Origin of the sequence: Thiomonas sp. SCN 64-16, from assembly GCF_001725585.1 — a bacterium.
Classification (GTDB): Bacteria; Pseudomonadota; Gammaproteobacteria; order Burkholderiales; family Burkholderiaceae_C; genus Thiomonas; species Thiomonas arsenitoxydans.
Map to the genome: position 1 here is coordinate 1 of NZ_MEGQ01000028.1, position 16469 is coordinate 16469.

A 16469-nucleotide genomic window follows, 5' to 3' on the forward strand; every position below is an offset into this window, starting at 1 on the left:
TATCGTTGGGGGCATGCTTGTTTCTGGTGGGACTCCAATTTTTAGTGCCGGAATCTACATCAATAAACTAACTAAAGTCGTCATGTATTCGGTATTGACGGCCGCTGCCGTAAATATTGTATTGACAGTTCTGCTTGTTCGCCCATTCGGTATTGAGGGGGCTGCTTTTGCTGCCCTGGTCAGCTACATCTTGTACACTGTCATGGCGGCTTATTATGGCCGTAAAGTTGTAAAAATAAGCATCCCGTGGTTTGATGTATTAAAATATGGGTCATTCACTCTAATAATGTATGGTGTAGTGGTTTATATTGATCCGCCGGATCTGGTTTTTCGAATTTTTTCTCAAATTATTGTCGGGGCGGTTGTGTATGGTGCTTTGATTATTATTTTTGACCGGCAGGTGCGAAATCTATTGCGACAAGGTGTTGCAAAGTTGATGAGGGCGCGATAAGTTTTTGTATGTGCTGGATGTACGATTTTAATATTCACCTTGATGATATTATTTTTTCTGTTCTTTTTCTGAATTTTCTCACTGATGCCTTCTGCGCTTTCCATTGCCCCGATGCTCGATTGGACGGATCGACATTGCCGCTATTTTCATCGTCTGATTACACAGCGAGCTTTGCTTTACACGGAAATGGTGACGACTGGGGCGTTGCTATATGGAGACGTGGCGCGGCATCTTGATTACAGTTCGCATGAGCACCCTGTTGCGCTGCAGTTAGGCGGTAGTGAGCCAGTTGATCTGGCCCGTTGCGCCAAACTGGCACTCGAATGGGGTTATGACGAAATCAATCTGAACTGTGGATGCCCCAGCCCTCGGGTGCAGCGCGGGGCATTTGGGGCTTGTTTGATGGCTGAACCCTCGCGGGTGCGCGATTCGGTTGCTGCCATGGTGGAGGCGGTTTCAGTCACGATCCCGGTTACGGTCAAGCACCGCATTGGTGTCGACCATAAGGATAGTTACGGTTTTGTGCGCGATTTTGTGGGAACGGTGTCGCAAGGCGGTTGTGAGACGTTCATCGTGCATGCCCGTTCCGCATGGCTTGATGGCCTTAGCCCGAAGGAAAACCGCGATATTCCTCCGCTGCGACCAGAGTTTATTTTGCAGTTGCGGCGCGACTTTCCAGAACTAGCCTTTGTGCTCAATGGAGGCATCAAGACGGGGCAGCAGATTCGCGAGTGGTTGCCGCAGGTGTCTGGCGTGATGGTGGGGCGGGCGGCTTATCAAGACCCGTGGAGTCTGGCGACTTGGGATCAAGAATTTCTGGGGAGTGCCGATTCGGCTGCACCTGAGCGCGAAATCGTCGAAGAGCAAATGGGCGCTTACATCGCGGCGTGGAAGGCAAAGGGCTTGCATCCGCAGGCGATCACCCGGCATATGCTCAATTTGTGGAAGGGGCAACCCGGTGGGCGTCGCTGGCGGCAAGTGTTGAGTGATTCGAGTTTGTTGTCCACGCTGTCGGTGCCTGAGCTATTTGCGACGGCCAGACGCGCCCGCCTGTCGGCCGAACTCGACGAAGCGATGGAGTCAAATCAACCCAGCCAACCCGGTCAACCGTTAACGGCTTCGGCTTGCGTCTGAACGCTCGCCCTGGCGTGCGATTCTGAATCGATTTCTGCGGTTGACAGTGCGACGACCTTCAGCGCGGCGTCGCGGAAAGACTCTCCGTCAATGTCCTTGAGCGCGACGACAGGCGCGGCGTCGAACGCCCGAAAATGGTTGGACATCGACCGGGTGTAGCTCGGGTCGTAGTGGTGCTGCAGGATGTCTGCGGTGAAAGCGGCAAGCTCGCCTTGTGCGATGAGTTCCTGCCAGCGTTCGACGGTTTCGGCGCCTCGCAAGGCGCGCAGGCTGGCTAGGCGCTGCAACAGCAGGGGGCGATCGGCAGACAACTGGGCGTAGTCGGCTAGCAACAGCGCAACGCGCAGGTTGGTTTCGAGCTCCAGGGTGATGCAATGCCCCTGGCGCATCTGCTCCATCAGCGCATCCGGTACGTGAAGGGCGCCAATCTTTTTGCTCTCTGCCTCGACAAATACCGGGCGGTTCGGATCGAAGCGGCGCAGATCGGCCCACACGCGGGTCTCGAACAATTTTTGCGAGGGCTGCGTTTCACCCGGCTCCAGGCCCAGCACGGAACCTCGATGCTGTGCCAGCGCCTCGAGATCGAGCACTTGCGCCCCGACCTCACGCAATGATTGAAGCAGACGGCTCTTGCCGCAGCCGGTGCGGCCGCAGATGACGTGAAATTGAAGTTGCCCGGACCGTTGCTCCAGATCGGCGCGCAGGGCGCGGCGCAAAGACCGATAACCGCCCTGCACCAGCACCACGGAAAAACCGATGCGCGCCAGAATGTGGGCCATCGCGCCCGAGCGGTTGCCGCCGCGCCAGCAGTACACCAGAGGCGTCCAGGATTTGGGCAACTCGGCCGCATGCGCCTCGATGTGGTTGGCGATGTTGCGGGCGATCAGCGCGGCGCCGCGCTTATTGGCCACGAAGGGATCGACCTGGGCGTAAAGCGTGCCGACTTCGGCGCGCTCGGCGTCGTCGAGCACCGGCCAGTTTTGGGCGCCCGGCATGTGATCGAGCGCGAATTCCGACGGGCTGCGCACATCGATCACGGCGCTGAAAGACTGTAGCTTCTGCAGCGCTTCTGCCGCATCCATGACGCGGGGATTCATGGCGCCGATCTCGCGGCAGGCAGGGCCAGCAAAGGGGCGAGGTGCGGCCAGACGGTATCGAGCATGGTGGGTTGCGCTTGTGCGGTGGGGTGAATGTTGTCGGACTGAAACCAATCGGGATGGCCGACGACGCCAGAAAGCAGAAACGGGACCAGCGCCACACGCTGCGATTTTGCAACCGCCGGAAACACAGCCGCAAAACGCGCGGTGTACGCCGGGCCGTAGTTTGGCGGAATTTGCATACCGACCAGCAAAACACGCGCGCCCGCCTTTTTGCACAATGCGACCATACGGCTCAGATTGTTCTGCGTTTGCTGCAGGGAAAGACCGCGCAGGGCATCGTTGCCGCCCAGCTCGATGATGACCACGCGCGGCTTGTCGCGCGCGAGCAGGGCGGGCAGCCGGGCCAGCCCGCCCGCTGTGGTGTCGCCGCTGATGCTGGCGTTGATCACGCTCCAGCGCGGCTCTTTGGCTTCGAGCCGCTGGCGCAGCAGATCGACCCAGCCTTTTCCCGTCTCCAGCCCGTATCCGGCAGACAGGCTGTCGCCCACCACGAGCAGAGTGGCTATGGGCGTGGATACAGGCGGTATGGCGGCCCGCGCGGCGCCGGCTAGCCCCATGTCCGCCGTCAGCGCCGACACCATAAGCCCCAAGACCTTGCGCCGCGACAGCGGGGACGGGCTTTCTACAATCAGCGGCTTTCCATTTTTCATAACAAGGCTTCCATGACGGTCGATGTGATTGTCGCGCAGGATCTGGGCAAGACCGTTTCCGATGTCGGCGACGCCCTGACCATTCTTCACGCGGTGCAACTGCGAGTTCCTGCGGGACAGAGTGTGGCCATTACTGGCGCCTCGGGCTCGGGGAAATCCACGCTGCTGGCTTTGCTCGCCGGCATGGATCGGCCCAGCACAGGTCAGGTGTGGATCGACGGCGTTGATCTCGACAGCCTCGACGAGAACGGCCGGGCCGATCTGCGGGCGCAGAAAATCGGCTTCGTGTTCCAGAATTTTCAGCTCATCGACCACTACACCGCGCTGGAAAACGTGGTGCTGCCTCTGGAAATTTCCGGGCGCGCTCACGGCGCGGTGGACGCCGCAACGACCTTGCTGCACGCCGTGGGTCTGGGCCAGCGCCTGCATCATCGCCCGGCCTTGCTGTCAGGCGGTGAGCAACAGCGCGTTGCCCTGGCCCGCGCCTTCGTGGGCCGACCCCGGCTGGTCTTGGCCGACGAGCCAACGGGCAATCTCGATGCGGCCACAGGTGAGCGCATCATGGATTTGATGTTCCGGCTGCGCGCCGAAATGGAGGCAACGCTGGTACTGGTCACACACGATCCGGCGCTGGCCGCACGCTGCGACCGCGTGTGCACCATGCACGCCGGTCACTTGACCGAACAACCCCAGGCGGTGGCTGCATGAAGCCGCTCTACGGATTTCACGCGGTGGGCGCGCGCCTGCGTGCGGCCCCTGCGTCGGTGCACGCGGTGTATGTCGATGCCAGTCGGCGCGATGCGCGCATGCAGCAGTTTCTGCGCAAAGTCGAGGCCTCGGGCGTGGAGCTGAAAACCCTCAGCGCCGAGCGCCTGACTGCGCTGGCGGGCACCGACCGTCATCAGGGCGTGGTGGCGCAGGTCGATGACTTGCCGACTGTGCACGACCTGCACGCCGTGCTCGATGCCGTGGAGGGCGCGCCGCTGGTGCTGGCGCTCGATGGCGTGACCGATCCGCACAACCTCGGCGCCATCCTTCGTACTGCCGACGCGGCGGGGGTGCATCTGGTCATTGCGCCGAAAGATCGCGCGGTCGGACTCAACCCCACCGTGGCTCGCGTGGCCAGCGGCGCGGCGGAAACCGTGCCCTATCTCATGGTGACCAATCTGGTGCGCAGCCTAGGCGAATTGCAGGATCGTGGCCTGTGGGTGATGGGTACTGACGAGGCCGCGACCGACGATGTCTACGCCGCCAACTGGACGCAGCCCGCGGTGCTGGTGATGGGCGCCGAGGGCGCCGGCATGCGCCGTCTGGTGCGCGATACCTGCGATCAGCTCCTGCAGATTCCCATGCTCGGCGCAGTGGAGAGCCTCAACGTCTCCGTCGCCGCCGGGGTTTGTCTTTACGAGGCCGTGCGTCAACGGCGCGTATGAATGCCCCCGGGGCCGGGCTTCGCCCAACCCGCCCCCCGTGGGGGTCAAGAAAACTTGGGACGGCCCGGCGTTTTGTCTTGAGCCTGATCTATCGGGCTTCGCTGGCGCGCTCCAAACGGTGATGCATGCGCTGCAGCGCAATCCAGACAATCAGGGCGATGATCGGGATGGAAATGCCCTCGGCCAGCTTGGGCTTGATGTGCAGCCAGGGTTCGGCCGCTTCGAACAAATGGCCCACCAGCGAGGCCATGTAGTACGTGATCGCGGCGACCGACAGGCCCTCGACCGTCTGCTGCAGGCGGAGTTGCAGGAACTGCCGACGGTTCATCGACGCCAGCAAACTGCGGTTTTGCTGCTGCATGGCCACTTCCACCCGTGTGCGAAGCAGGTTGCTGCAGCGTGAAACCCGCTCGGAAAGCGCCTGCTGTCGCCGTGCCGCCCAGGCGCAGGTTTGCATCGCGGGCGCCAGCCGACGCTCTAGGAATTGCCCGATGGTCTGCAGGCCGAAAATCGGTTTTTCGTGCAGTTCAGTCACACGCCGGTTGACCAGGTCGTAGTACGCATTCGCCGCGGTAAACCGGCCGTGAGAAGCGGCATAGACGCCTTCCACGGCAGACGCCAGCAAAGTCAGACGATCCAGGGTTTTGTGGTCGCGATTCGGCTCGGCGTCTTCGGCGCCGCCGTTGCTGCCGATGGCGTCCATGATGCTCACCAGATCCTGCTCGTATCGGTTGAGTTGGGGGGTGAGTTCGCGAGCGACCGGTAGCGTCAGCAAAGACAGCAGGCGATAAGTCTCGATTTCGAGCAGGCGCTGCACCAGTCGCCCGCGCCGCCGCGCCGACATGGCCTTGCTCAACACAATGAAGCGGGTAAAGCCGTCGGGTGCGATGCGCAGATCGGTGAAGACCTGTGCATGCCCGTCGGCCACGTCCGACCCGACCAGCGCATCGATGTCCAGCACCGCGGAGAAATCAGGCAGGGTGTCGCAGCCCAGTTCGCCCTCGGGCATGACGGCGACGTGGTTGGCGCACAGGCGTTGCCCCGGAATGCGCGCCAGCCATTCCGCCGAAACGCGGTCGCAGGCGCAGCGTTCAAACAACGGATCTTCCGGGCCGAGGACCTCATGCGTAATGAAGGTGTAGCTGACGAACTCGCCGTGGCGCTCCCAGCGCAGGCGCACCGGGCCGATCTGCTCCGTGTGAAACATGCTGCCCATTGCTGGCGGCGGCAGGTGCAGATTGCCGAGCAGTTCACTGAGGTGTTCGAACGCCTGTTGCGACTCGGACGGGCTGACCAGCATCACTTGATGGCTGACCTGCGCCGGCGCACCCACTCGCTCGAACGGGCGGGCGTGGATCTCGTTGTGAAGCTGCTGACGCAAAGGATGTTCGGACATAAGAGACGAGCGGCGAGCTGAAAAAGAAAGAGTGGAGGACGCAGGACGGGGCCGAGCCCGTGAGTCGGTCTGGGTGGGCGGAAGTCTGCTATGATGCTCGGGTTTTGTGCGGTGCGAAATAAACGCATAAAAAGCGTTCAGAAAGCACCGGGCCAGCGCAACAAAAAGTGACTAGCCCGGCATCAAGCAGCACAAAACAGAAGCACAGAGCGCGCCATGCTACCAACGCGAATGAGGGAGTGATTTGACGGATCGCTCAAAATTCAGCACGAGGTCATTGTGTGGCTCAAACTGTGGCGCAAACCACCCGCAAACCGACTCAACCAGGTGTTGAGCCGCTGCCGAAGTTACCCGGTGCTTGCACTGGAGAATTTGGGCGGCGTGCCAATCAGAGCCGGATTTCAGACCCAACTTGGATTGGAAACTTTATGTCAGTCTCAATGCGTCAAATGCTGGAAGCCGGGGTGCACTTCGGTCACCAAACCCGTTTCTGGAACCCCAAGATGGCCCCGTACATCTACGGCCATCGCAACAAAATCCATATCGTCAACCTCGAAAAGACGCTGCCGATGTACTTGGAGGCGGCGAAGTTCGCTCGCCAACTGGCTGCGCGCCGCGGCACCATTCTGTTCGTCGGCACCAAGCGTCAGGCGGGTGAAATTGTGCGTGAGCAGGCCGAGCGTTGCGGCATGCCCTATGTCGACCAGCGCTGGCTCGGCGGCATGCTGACCAACTTCAAGACGGTCAAGACCTCGATCAAGAAGCTCAAGGACATGCAGGCCCAGGCGGCCGAGGGTGTGCTCGAGCAGATGAGCAAAAAAGAAGCGCTGACCTTCCAGCGCGAAATGGATAAGCTGGAAAAGTCCATCGGCGGCATTCAAGATATGGCGGCTCTGCCCGATGCGATTTTTGTCATCGATGTGGGCTACCACAAGATTGCCATCGCCGAGGCGAAGACGCTGGGCATTCCGGTGATCGGTGTGGTCGACACCAACCATTCCCCGCTGGGCGTGACTCACATCATTCCGGGCAACGACGACTCGGCCAAAGCCGTGATGCTGTACGCGCAGGGCATGGCCGATGCCATCCTGGAAGGCAAGAACGACGCGGTCAATGAAGTCGTGCAAGCCGTCTCCGAGGGCGAAGAAGAATTCGTCGAAGTTCAGGAAGACGCGCCTGCCGCTTGACGGGGCCAAGATGATCCTGCTGCAACGGCCCGATTCACCGGCCTGAAACACCCCGGGGCTGCGATACACAGCCCCTTTTTTTCAACTGCGTTTCTAGTTTCGATTTCAAGGAGTTCAACAATGGCGGCAATTACCGCAAGCATGGTGGCAGAACTGCGTGCCAAGACCGATGCCCCGATGATGGAGTGCAAAAAGGCGCTGACCGAGGCCGAAGGCGATATGGATCGCGCTGAGGAAATCCTGCGCGTCAAGCTCGGCAGCAAGGCCAGCAAGGCGGCTTCGCGTGTGACGGCCGAAGGCATCGTGGCGGCCTATATCAACGGCACGACCGGCGCGATGATCGAGCTGAACTGCGAAACCGATTTCGTGGCCAAGAATGACGATTTCCTGGCCTTCGGCAAAGACCTGACCCAGTTGATCGCGGCGCATAACCCTGCCGACGTGGCGGCGCTGTCGGCACTGACGCTCGATGGCGAAACCATCGAAGCGCGCCGCAGCAAGCTGATCGGCAAGATCGGCGAGAACATGACCATTCGTCGCTTCAAGCGTTTTGCGGGCGATCACAAGCTGGTGAGCTATCTGCACGGTACGCGCATCGGCGTGATGGTCGAGTTCACCGGCGACGAAGTGGCCGCCAAGGATGTGGCCATGCACATCGCCGCGATGAAGCCGGTGGCGCTGTCGTCGTCGCAGGTGCCCGCCGAGCTGATCGAAAAAGAGCGCTCCATCGCCTCGCAAAAAGCGGCCGAGTCGGGCAAGCCCGCCGAGATCATCGCCAAGATGGTTGAAGGCTCGGTGCAGAAATACCTCAAGGAAGTCTCGCTGTTCGATCAGGTGTTCGTCAAGAACGACAAGCAGACGGTCGAGCAAATGCTGAAATCCGCCAACACCACGGTGCACGGCTTCACCCTGTACGTGGTGGGTGAGGGCATCGAAAAAAAGTCGGAGAATTTTGCGGAAGAGGTGGCCGCACAGATGGCTGCAGCCAAGCAAGGTTGAGCGCCGTTGCCCGGCTGACCGGGGCCGATTGGGGCCAATTGGATCGATTGGGACCGGTCGCCTAGCACCTTGTCGTCTCGCTTCTTTGCAGCCTCTCCAACTCGGCCTTTTCGCCTCTTTTACCGCTCGCCAGGAGTCACCATGTCCGGATACAAACGTGTTCTGCTCAAGCTATCGGGCGAGGCCCTGATGGGCGATGATGCTTATGGCATCAATCGCGTCACCATCGAGGCCATGGTGCGGGACATCGCCGAGGTGGTGCATTCGGGCGTGCAGCTGGCGATAGTCATCGGTGGCGGCAACATCTTCCGCGGAGTGGCGGGGGGCGCTGTGGGAATGGACCGGGCGACGGCGGACTATATGGGCATGCTGGCGACGGTGATGAATTCGCTCGCGCTGAGCGACGCCATGAAGCACGCCGGGCTGAATCCACGCGTGATGTCGGCCATTGCCATCGACCAGGTCGTCGAGTCTTATGTGCGGCCCAAGGCACTGCAGTACCTCGAGGAAGGCAAGTCGGTGATTTTTGCCGGCGGCACGGGCAATCCGTTCTTCACCACCGATACGGCCGCCGCGCTGCGTGCAGCCGAGGTCGGCGCCGAGGTCATGCTCAAGGCGACCAAGGTCGATGGCATCTACACCGCCGATCCGGCCAAAGACCCGCAGGCCGAGCGTTATGCGCGGATCAGCTTCGATGAGGCGATCGCGCGGCGTTTACAAGTGATGGACGCGACGGCTTTTGCACTGTGCCGTGAGCAGAAGATGCCGATTCGCGTATTCAGCATTTTCAAGCCGGGGGCGCTGATGCGCGTGGTTCAAGGCGCGGACGAAGGCACGGACGTCTACGTCTGATTACCATCGCAGTCTTTGAGGCCCGCGCCGCGCTGCTTTTTGCGCAGCGGGTTTTGTTTTTTCCCGATCTGTTTTTTGGAGTGCATCATGGGAATCGCAGAGATCAAGAAAAACACCGAAGAAAAAATGCACAAGTCGATCGAGTCGCTCAAGCTCGATCTGGCCAAGGTGCGTACCGGACGCGCGCATACCGGCTTGCTCGACCATGTGATGGTGGATTACTACGGCACCATGATGGCGATCAATCAGGTGGCGAACATGAATCTGGTCGATGCCCGCACCATCAGCGTGCAGCCGTGGGAAAAGAAAATGGTTCAGGCCGTCGAAAAGGCGATTCGTGAGTCCGATCTGGGTCTGAATCCCCAGACGCAGGGCGACATCATTCGCGTGCCCATGCCTGCGCTGACCGAAGAGCGCCGCCGCGATCTGGTCAAAGTCATCAAGCAAGAAGGCGAGGGGGCCAAGGTGGCCGTGCGCAATTTGCGCCGCGATGCGAACCAAAGCCTCAAAGATCTCGTCAAAGCGAAAGAAGTCTCCGAAGACGACGAGCGCCGCGCGCAGGACGAGGTGCAGAAAATTACCGACCGCTGCATTGCCGAGATCGACAAACAACTGGCACAAAAAGAAGCGGAGATCATGGCGGTCTGACGGGAGCCAGCGGATTGTTCCGCTGCTCTGATCGGCGTTCCAAGCTGTGTTTCTCATATTGATGGCATGAGCAAGAAAACCATCGCCAAGCGCGACCCCTCCACGCTGCCACGCCATGTGGCGGTGGTCATGGATGGCAACGGACGCTGGGCGCAGCGAAGGTTCTTGCCGCGTTCCTCCGGGCATAAATTCGGTGTTGACGCGCTGAAAAAAATCGTGCGTCACTGCGCGCAGATCGGTGTGAAGCACCTCACGGTGTTCGCGTTTTCTTCTGAAAACTGGGCGCGGCCGGCAGAGGAGGTGCAGACCTTGATGGACCTGTTCGTCAAGGCGCTACAGCGCGAGTCTGCGGAACTGGCCAGACAAGGCGTGCAGTTGCATGTGGTGGGCGATCTGTCGGCCTTTTCTGCCGAGATGCGTGCGCTCATCGACCAGTCCGAGGCGTTGACCCGCCAAAATGACACGCTCGTGCTCAACGTGGCGCTCAACTATGGCGGGCGTTGGGACATGACGCAGGCGGCACAAGCCCTTTTTGCCGCGCAGGAGGCCCCTACGCAGCAAGCGCTGGCGCGGCATCTGGCCCTGTCGCACTCGCCCGACCCGGATCTGCTGATCCGCACCGGAGGCGAGCATCGCATCAGCAATTTCCTGCTCTGGCAACTGGCCTACACCGAGCTCTATTTCAGCGATATTCTCTGGCCCGACTTCAATGCCGAAGCCTTTGACGCAGCGCTGGCCGATTTTGCCAGCCGCCAGCGTCGTTTCGGTGGCGTTCCCGAGGCCAAATCGCCCGCCGCGGCCTGAGGCGGCGAGCGGCGCATCTGCATCATGTTGCGACAGCGCGTCCTGACCGCCCTGGTGTTGATGGCACTTTTGCTGCCTACCTTGTTCTGGCGCGATCCCCTGCCATTTGCGCTATTGGCGCTGGCGTTTTGTGCTGTGGGCATGGGCGAGTGGGCGCGGCTGGCTGGCTATCAAGGCTTTAGCGCGTTGTCTTTCTGGGCTTTGCTCTGGGCGGTGATTGCGGCGGCTTTGCTCTGGCTACTGCAACAGCAGGCCTGGCAGATGGCTTCAGCCTGGCGCTGGTTCTGGCTGGCCTGCAGCATGGCATGGTTGCTCGCGTTGGGGCTGAGTCTGCCCAAGGCCCGCCTGCCCGCGGCGCTGCGTCATCCTTTGGCGCTCACTCTATTGGGCTTTTTGCTGTTGCAGGCTGCCTGGCTGGCGCTGGTCCAACTACGCGTGCAGGGCGCGCTTTTCATGCTGTCTTTGCTGGCGCTGGTTTGGGTGGCGGATATTGCGGCGTACTTTGGCGGCAGGGCCTGGGGGCGCAGCAAACTCGCGCCGTCGATCAGCCCTGGCAAGACCCGTGCCGGGGCCTGGACGGCTCTGATCGCCACGCTGTTCTACGCTGCAGTCTGCGTGAGTCTGGCGCCGATATACCCCAATTATTTTTCGCGACTCAACACGCAGTTCGGCGGATTCGGGCTCGCGATTCTGGTCGTCGTGCTGCTGGCGTTTGCCATTGCGGGCGACCTGTTCGAGTCCTTGCTCAAACGCGCGGTGGGGCTGAAAGACAGCGGCAAGTTGCTGCCGGGACATGGCGGCGTGCTGGACCGCATCGACGCGCTCTTGCCCGTGTTGCCCCTGGCCTTGCTGCTGCTAGCGCTATGAAAACAGTCACCATCCTCGGCTCTACCGGCTCGATCGGCGCCAATACGCTGGCCGTGCTGGCGCTGCACCCAGAGCAGTTTCGGGTGTTTGCCCTGGCAGCGCACAGCAATGCCGACAAACTGTTTGCGCAGTGTCTTGAATTTCGCCCGAACTACGCCGTGCTCGGCAGTGCGCAGGGGGCCAGCAGCCTGCAGCAACGTTTGCGCGCCGAGCATTGCCCGACGGAAGTATTGAGCGGCCCCCGGGCGCTCGACGACGTGGCGGCCGCGCCCGAAGTCGATCTGGTCATGGCCGCCATCGTGGGCGCCGCCGGTCTGTCGGCCAGCCTCGCCGCGGCCCGTGCCGGCAAGCGGCTGCTGCTGGCCAACAAAGAGTCGCTGGTCGTCGCCGGCGATCTACTGTTGCAGGCCTTGGCGCAAGGAGGCGGCGATCTCATTCCCATCGACAGCGAACACAGCGCCATTCAGCAAAGTCTGCCCGATGATCGCAGCCGTTGGCAGGCGGACGTGCGCAATATCGTGCTGACCGCTTCGGGCGGGCCGTTTCGCCAGCGTGCCGCGCACACCTTGCAGGCGGTCACGCCGACGGAGGCCTGTGCCCACCCGAACTGGAGCATGGGCGCGAAGATCTCGGTCGATTCCGCCACCATGATGAACAAGGCGCTGGAGGTCATCGAGGCGCACTATCTGTTCGGCATGCGGCCCGAACAGATCGAGGTGCTGATCCATCCCCAGAGCATCGTGCATTCGATGGTCAACTATCACGACGGCTCGGTGATTGCCCAACTCGGGCAGCCCGATATGCGCACCCCTATTGCCTACGGCCTGTCCCATCCCGCCCGCATGGCCTCGGGCGCGCCGTGGCTCGACCTGGCGCGCGTGGGACGGCTCGATTTCGAACAACCCGATCCCCAGCGGTTCCCGGGCCTGGCCTTGGCCTTCGAGGCACTGCGCATGCCGGTGGGCGCTTGCGCCGTGCTCAATGCCGCCAACGAAGTGGCCGTGGACGCCTTCCTTCATCAGCGCATCCGGTTTACCGATATTCACCGGATCAATGCGGATTTGCTGGCAAGTGCACAATTCGCGTGCTGTGATTCCCTGGAGGCCCTGGCTGAACTAGACGTCCAGACGCGACTCCAAGCGCAACAGCGCGTCGCGCAACTCTCTCCCTCCGGGCGAGGCGGCGCGGCGCTACTGGCCTGACGCAAAACCATGAACCTGCTCATCACCCTGCTGGCGTTTGCCTTTGCACTCGGCGTGCTCATCACCATCCACGAGTTCGGTCACTACCGTGTGGCCGTGGCGTGCGGCGTCAAGGTGCTGCGGTTTTCCATCGGCTTCGGCAGACCCTTGCTGCGCTGGACGCGAGGCGCCGACAAAACTGAATTCACCCTGGCCTGGATTCCGCTCGGCGGGTATGTGAAGATGCTCGACGAACGCGAGGGCGAAGTGGCCGAGGCCGAACTGCCGAGGGCGTTCAACCGACAAAGTCTGTCCAAGCGCGCGGCCATCGTTGCAGCAGGGCCAGCGGCCAATCTATTGCTCGCTACCCTGCTGTTTGCCGTGGTGGCGTTGGCCGGCGTGCGCGAGCCGGTTGCCATACTGGGCGCGCCGCCGGTTCATTCGCCCGCTGCCGCAGCGGGAGTGCAGGGCGGTGAGCGTGTCTTGGCGGTCGTGCATGACGGCTCGCAGCAAGCCGTGCAGAGCTGGACGGGGCTGCGCTGGACGCTGCTGGACGCTGCGATGAACGGCGATCGCCTCGCGCTCGTCGTCGAACGACAAACGGACGGCCCGACGCAACAAATTGCTCTCGATTTTTCTTCGAGCATGCGAGCGGCGGAGAGCGCCGGGTTTCTCACCACCTACGGCTTGCATCTGCAGAGCCCGCCGGCCGAGATTCGGGAAGTGGTCGCAGGCGGCCCGGCGCAGCGCAGCGGCCTGCTTGCGGGCGACCGGATCGTCGCAGTGGACGGCAAACCCATCGCCACGGCAGACGCCCTGATGCGCTCCATTCAAACCTCAAGCGGCAAGCCGATGCAGCTTGAGGTGCGTCGCGACGGCCGTACTTTCCAAACCCAGTTGCAGGCGAAACCGGTGCAGGTCAATGGCCAGTCAGTCTGGCGCATCGAGGCCATGCTGGGCGGCGAAATTCCCACAGTGAAAATCGAGCGCAATCCGCTGCAGGCCTTGCAGGACGGGGTACAGCGCACCTGGGATCTCTCGGCCCTGACCCTCAAGACCCTCGGGCGCATGGTGATCGGCCAGGCTTCGCTGCAAAACTTGAGCGGCCCGGTCACGATTGCCGATTACGCGGGTAAAAGCGCCGAGCTGGGCTGGATGGCGTATCTCAGCTTTCTGGCCGTAGTCAGTGTCAGCCTGGGCGTGCTCAATCTGCTGCCTTTGCCCATTCTGGACGGAGGGCATCTCCTGTATTATGCGTACGAGGGATTGACCCGTCGCAGCGTTTCGCAACGCTGGCAAGAAAGGCTGCAGCAAGGCGGTCTCGCGGTCATCGCCATGATGATGGCCATCGCCCTCTACAACGATCTGGTTCGCTTGCTCGGCCAGATGCACTAATCCAGCTCGAGGTCAATTTGAGGTTTTCTCCCGCACTTCGTTGTGCGACGGCGGTTGTGATCGCTGTTGCAGGCGTGCAAGCACACGCAGCTGAATCGTTCACTATCAAGGACATCCGCGTTGACGGTCTGCAAAGAACCGAACCCGGTACCGTGTTCAGCTATCTGCCGTTTCGGGTCGGTGAAACCTACACGCCCGAGGGTGGGGCGGCGGCCATTCGGGCCTTGTTCGCCACCGGGCTGTTCAAGAACGTTCGTATCGAAACCGATAACGATGTGGTGACCATCATCGTCGAGGAGCGTCCGACGATTGCCGGGGTCGAGTTCGCCGGAACCAAGGAGTTCGACAAAAAGGCCTTGACGACGGCGCTCGCCTCCGTGGGGCTTGCCGAAGCCCGGCCTTACGACCAAGCGCTCATCGATCAGGCCGTGCAGGAACTCAAGCAGCAATATCTGGCCAAGGGCTTCTACGGCACCGAGGTGAATGTCACGACCACGCCGCTGCCGCGCAACCGGGTGAACGTGTTGTTCACCGTGGTCGAAGGGCAGATTGCCAAGATTCGTTCCATCCGCGTCGTGGGCAACAAGGTGTTCCGCGAAGGCACGTTGCTGGGCTTGTTCACCCTCAGCACGCCGGGTTGGCTGAGCTGGTATACCAAGGACGATCAGTATTCCAAGGCCAAGCTCAATACCGATCTGGAGACCCTGCGCTCCTACTACCAAGACCGGGGCTATCTCGATTTTCGCATCGACTCCACGCAGGTGGCGCTGTCGCCCGACAAAGACGGCATCTACATCACCGTCAACGTGCACGAGGGGCAGAAGTACACCGTGTCGGGCTACCAACTCGCGGGCAACTATCTCGGGCAGGACGATGAATTCCGCGCACTGGTCAAACTCAAGCCGGGCGAGACTTACAGTGCGCAGGCGCTCAACGAGAGCGTGAAGGCCATCACCAATCAGTTCGGCGTGTATGGCTATGCCTTCGCCCGGGTCGAGGCCAAACCGGTGATCGATCGTCAGACGGATCAGGTTTCCTTCACCATCACCGCCGATCCGGGTAAGCGCATCTATGTGCGCCGCATCGATATCGCGGGCAACACCCGCACGCGCGACGAAGTGATTCGCCGTGAATTCCGGCAATTCGAAGACTCCTGGTACGACTCCGACCGCATCAAACTCTCGCGCGACCGGGTGGATCGTCTGGGTTACTTCAAGGGAGTCACGCTGCAGCCGCGTGAAGTGCCGGGCACCAACGATCAGGTCGATCTCGACATGAACGTGGAGGAGAAGCCTACGGGCAGTCTGTCTCTGGGCGTGGGCTTTTCGAGTGCGGACAAACTGTCGTTCAACGCCGGGATCAGCCAAGACAATATTTTTGGCAGCGGCAACAACCTCGCGGTCGACTTCAACACGTCGAGCTACTACCGCACGCTGTCGGTGTCGAGCACCAATCCGTATTTCACCGAAGACGGCATCAGCCGCACGGTGAATGCGTATTACCGCACCATCCAGCCATACACCAGCCAGGGTAGCAATTACAAGATTGTCACCCCGGGGTTCAACCTTCAGTTCGGCATTCCGTTCACCGAAGAAGACCGGGTGTTTTTCGGCGCCGGTTATGAGCGCTACACCCTGGACCTCTCTCCGGGTGCGCCGGCCTCCTACATCGCCTATGTCAACCAGTTCGGCAAGACATCCAGCGGCATCCCGCTAACCATCGGCTGGCAGCGCGACAGCCGCAACAGCGCCCTGGTGCCCACCGATGGCCGCTATCAGCGCCTGAGCTTCGAGATCAGTCCGTTCAGCACCCTGCGCTACGACCGCATCACTTATCAATACCAACAGTATCTGCCGCTTACGCGAACCACCAATCTCGCGTTCAACGGTTTGATCGGTTATGCCCACGGTTTGAACGGCCGCCCCTTGCCGGTGTTCAAGAATTTGTACGCCGGCGGTATCGGCACCGTGCGTGGCTTCCAGCAAAGTTCGCTGGGCCCGCAAGATGCTCAGGGCAATGCGCTGGGCGGGGCCAAAATGCTGATTGCCGATTTCGAGTATCAGTTTCCTTTCCCCGGCACCGGCGCGGACAAATCGCTTCGCATGTCGGTGTTCAATGACAACGGCTATGTGTGGGGCGAGAACCAGAAAGTCAGCCTGAGCGATATGCGCTCGTCCATTGGTATCGGCGTGTCCTGGATTTCACCCATTGGCCCGTTGAAGTTCAGCGTGGCCAAGGCGGTTCGCTACAAGTCCACCGATAAACTCCAGAGTTTCCAGTTCACGGTTGGCGCCGGTTTCTAACCTCATATG

15 protein-coding genes and 1 pseudogene are annotated in these 16469 nt (G+C 61.1%); 13 read left to right on the top strand and 3 right to left on the bottom strand.

Annotated elements, in window-relative coordinates; all coding sequences use genetic code 11:
• Positions 1-451, top strand: a pseudogene (locus ABT24_RS09260) (polysaccharide biosynthesis C-terminal domain-containing protein); the annotation flags it as partial.
• A gap of 84 nt (positions 452-535) precedes the next feature.
• Positions 536-1585 (top strand): tRNA dihydrouridine(20/20a) synthase DusA, encoded by a 1050-nt coding sequence (dusA, locus tag ABT24_RS09265; protein ID WP_276730784.1) that lies wholly within the window; start codon positions 536-538, stop codon positions 1583-1585.
• On the opposite strand, the gene mnmH is transcribed toward dusA, so the two are convergent.
• Positions 1555-2682, bottom strand: coding sequence for a tRNA 2-selenouridine(34) synthase MnmH (mnmH, locus tag ABT24_RS09270; protein ID WP_276730782.1), 1128 nt, complete (start codon positions 2680-2682; stop codon positions 1555-1557). The two genes, dusA and mnmH, sit on opposite strands and share 31 nt — an antisense overlap.
• A complete protein-coding gene (locus ABT24_RS09275) occupies positions 2679-3302 on the bottom strand; it encodes an arylesterase (RefSeq protein WP_276730808.1) in 624 nt (207 codons plus the stop codon). Before ABT24_RS09275 ends, mnmH begins: the two co-directional genes overlap by 4 nt.
• Positions 3303-3407: 105 nt before the next feature.
• Between ABT24_RS09275 and ABT24_RS09280 the strand changes: the two genes are divergently transcribed.
• Both ABT24_RS09280 and rlmB read left to right on the top strand, forming a co-directional pair.
• On the top strand, positions 3408-4103 hold the full coding sequence (locus tag ABT24_RS09280) for an ABC transporter ATP-binding protein (protein WP_013123704.1): 696 nt from the start codon (positions 3408-3410) through the stop codon (positions 4101-4103).
• Positions 4100-4828, top strand: a complete 729-nt coding sequence (gene rlmB / locus ABT24_RS09285) for a 23S rRNA (guanosine(2251)-2'-O)-methyltransferase RlmB (RefSeq protein ID WP_276730780.1) — start codon at positions 4100-4102, stop codon at positions 4826-4828. Before ABT24_RS09280 ends, rlmB begins: the two co-directional genes overlap by 4 nt.
• 88 nt (positions 4829-4916) lie before the next feature.
• On the opposite strand, the gene ABT24_RS09290 is transcribed toward rlmB, so the two are convergent.
• Positions 4917-6224 (bottom strand): DUF3422 family protein, encoded by a 1308-nt coding sequence (locus ABT24_RS09290; protein ID WP_276730779.1) that lies wholly within the window; start codon positions 6222-6224, stop codon positions 4917-4919.
• Between the two features lie 428 nt (positions 6225-6652).
• Between ABT24_RS09290 and rpsB the strand changes: the two genes are divergently transcribed.
• The 9 genes from rpsB to bamA all read left to right on the top strand — a co-directional run bounded on the left by rpsB (position 6653) and on the right by bamA (position 16460).
• Positions 6653-7411 (top strand): 30S ribosomal protein S2, encoded by a 759-nt coding sequence (rpsB, locus tag ABT24_RS09295; protein WP_013106390.1) that lies wholly within the window; start codon positions 6653-6655, stop codon positions 7409-7411.
• A 120-nt stretch (positions 7412-7531) separates the two neighbouring features.
• A complete protein-coding gene (gene tsf / locus ABT24_RS09300; RefSeq protein ID WP_276730774.1) occupies positions 7532-8410 on the top strand; it encodes a translation elongation factor Ts in 879 nt (292 codons plus the stop codon).
• 141 nt (positions 8411-8551) lie between these two features.
• On the top strand, positions 8552-9262 hold the full coding sequence (pyrH, locus tag ABT24_RS09305) for a UMP kinase (RefSeq protein WP_013106388.1): 711 nt from the start codon (positions 8552-8554) through the stop codon (positions 9260-9262).
• Between the two features lie 87 nt (positions 9263-9349).
• Complete coding sequence (frr, locus tag ABT24_RS09310) at positions 9350-9910, top strand: ribosome recycling factor (protein ID WP_013106387.1); 561 nt, start codon at positions 9350-9352, stop codon at positions 9908-9910.
• 66 nt (positions 9911-9976) lie between these two features.
• A complete protein-coding gene (gene uppS, locus ABT24_RS09315; RefSeq protein ID WP_276709407.1) occupies positions 9977-10714 on the top strand; it encodes a polyprenyl diphosphate synthase in 738 nt (245 codons plus the stop codon).
• A gap of 24 nt (positions 10715-10738) precedes the next feature.
• Positions 10739-11581, top strand: a complete 843-nt coding sequence (locus tag ABT24_RS09320; protein WP_276730771.1) for a phosphatidate cytidylyltransferase — start codon at positions 10739-10741, stop codon at positions 11579-11581.
• The gene (gene ispC / locus ABT24_RS09325) at positions 11578-12783 is read left to right on the top strand and encodes a 1-deoxy-D-xylulose-5-phosphate reductoisomerase (protein WP_286737721.1); all 1206 of its coding nucleotides are present in this window, start codon (positions 11578-11580) and stop codon (positions 12781-12783) included. The genes ABT24_RS09320 and ispC overlap by 4 nt, the downstream gene beginning before the upstream one ends.
• A gap of 9 nt (positions 12784-12792) precedes the next feature.
• Positions 12793-14157, top strand: a complete 1365-nt coding sequence (gene rseP / locus ABT24_RS09330) for an RIP metalloprotease RseP (RefSeq protein WP_276730765.1) — start codon at positions 12793-12795, stop codon at positions 14155-14157.
• A complete protein-coding gene (gene bamA / locus ABT24_RS09335; protein ID WP_423837825.1) occupies positions 14157-16460 on the top strand; it encodes an outer membrane protein assembly factor BamA in 2304 nt (767 codons plus the stop codon). Before rseP ends, bamA begins: the two co-directional genes overlap by 1 nt.
• Positions 16461-16469 lie beyond the last annotated feature (9 nt).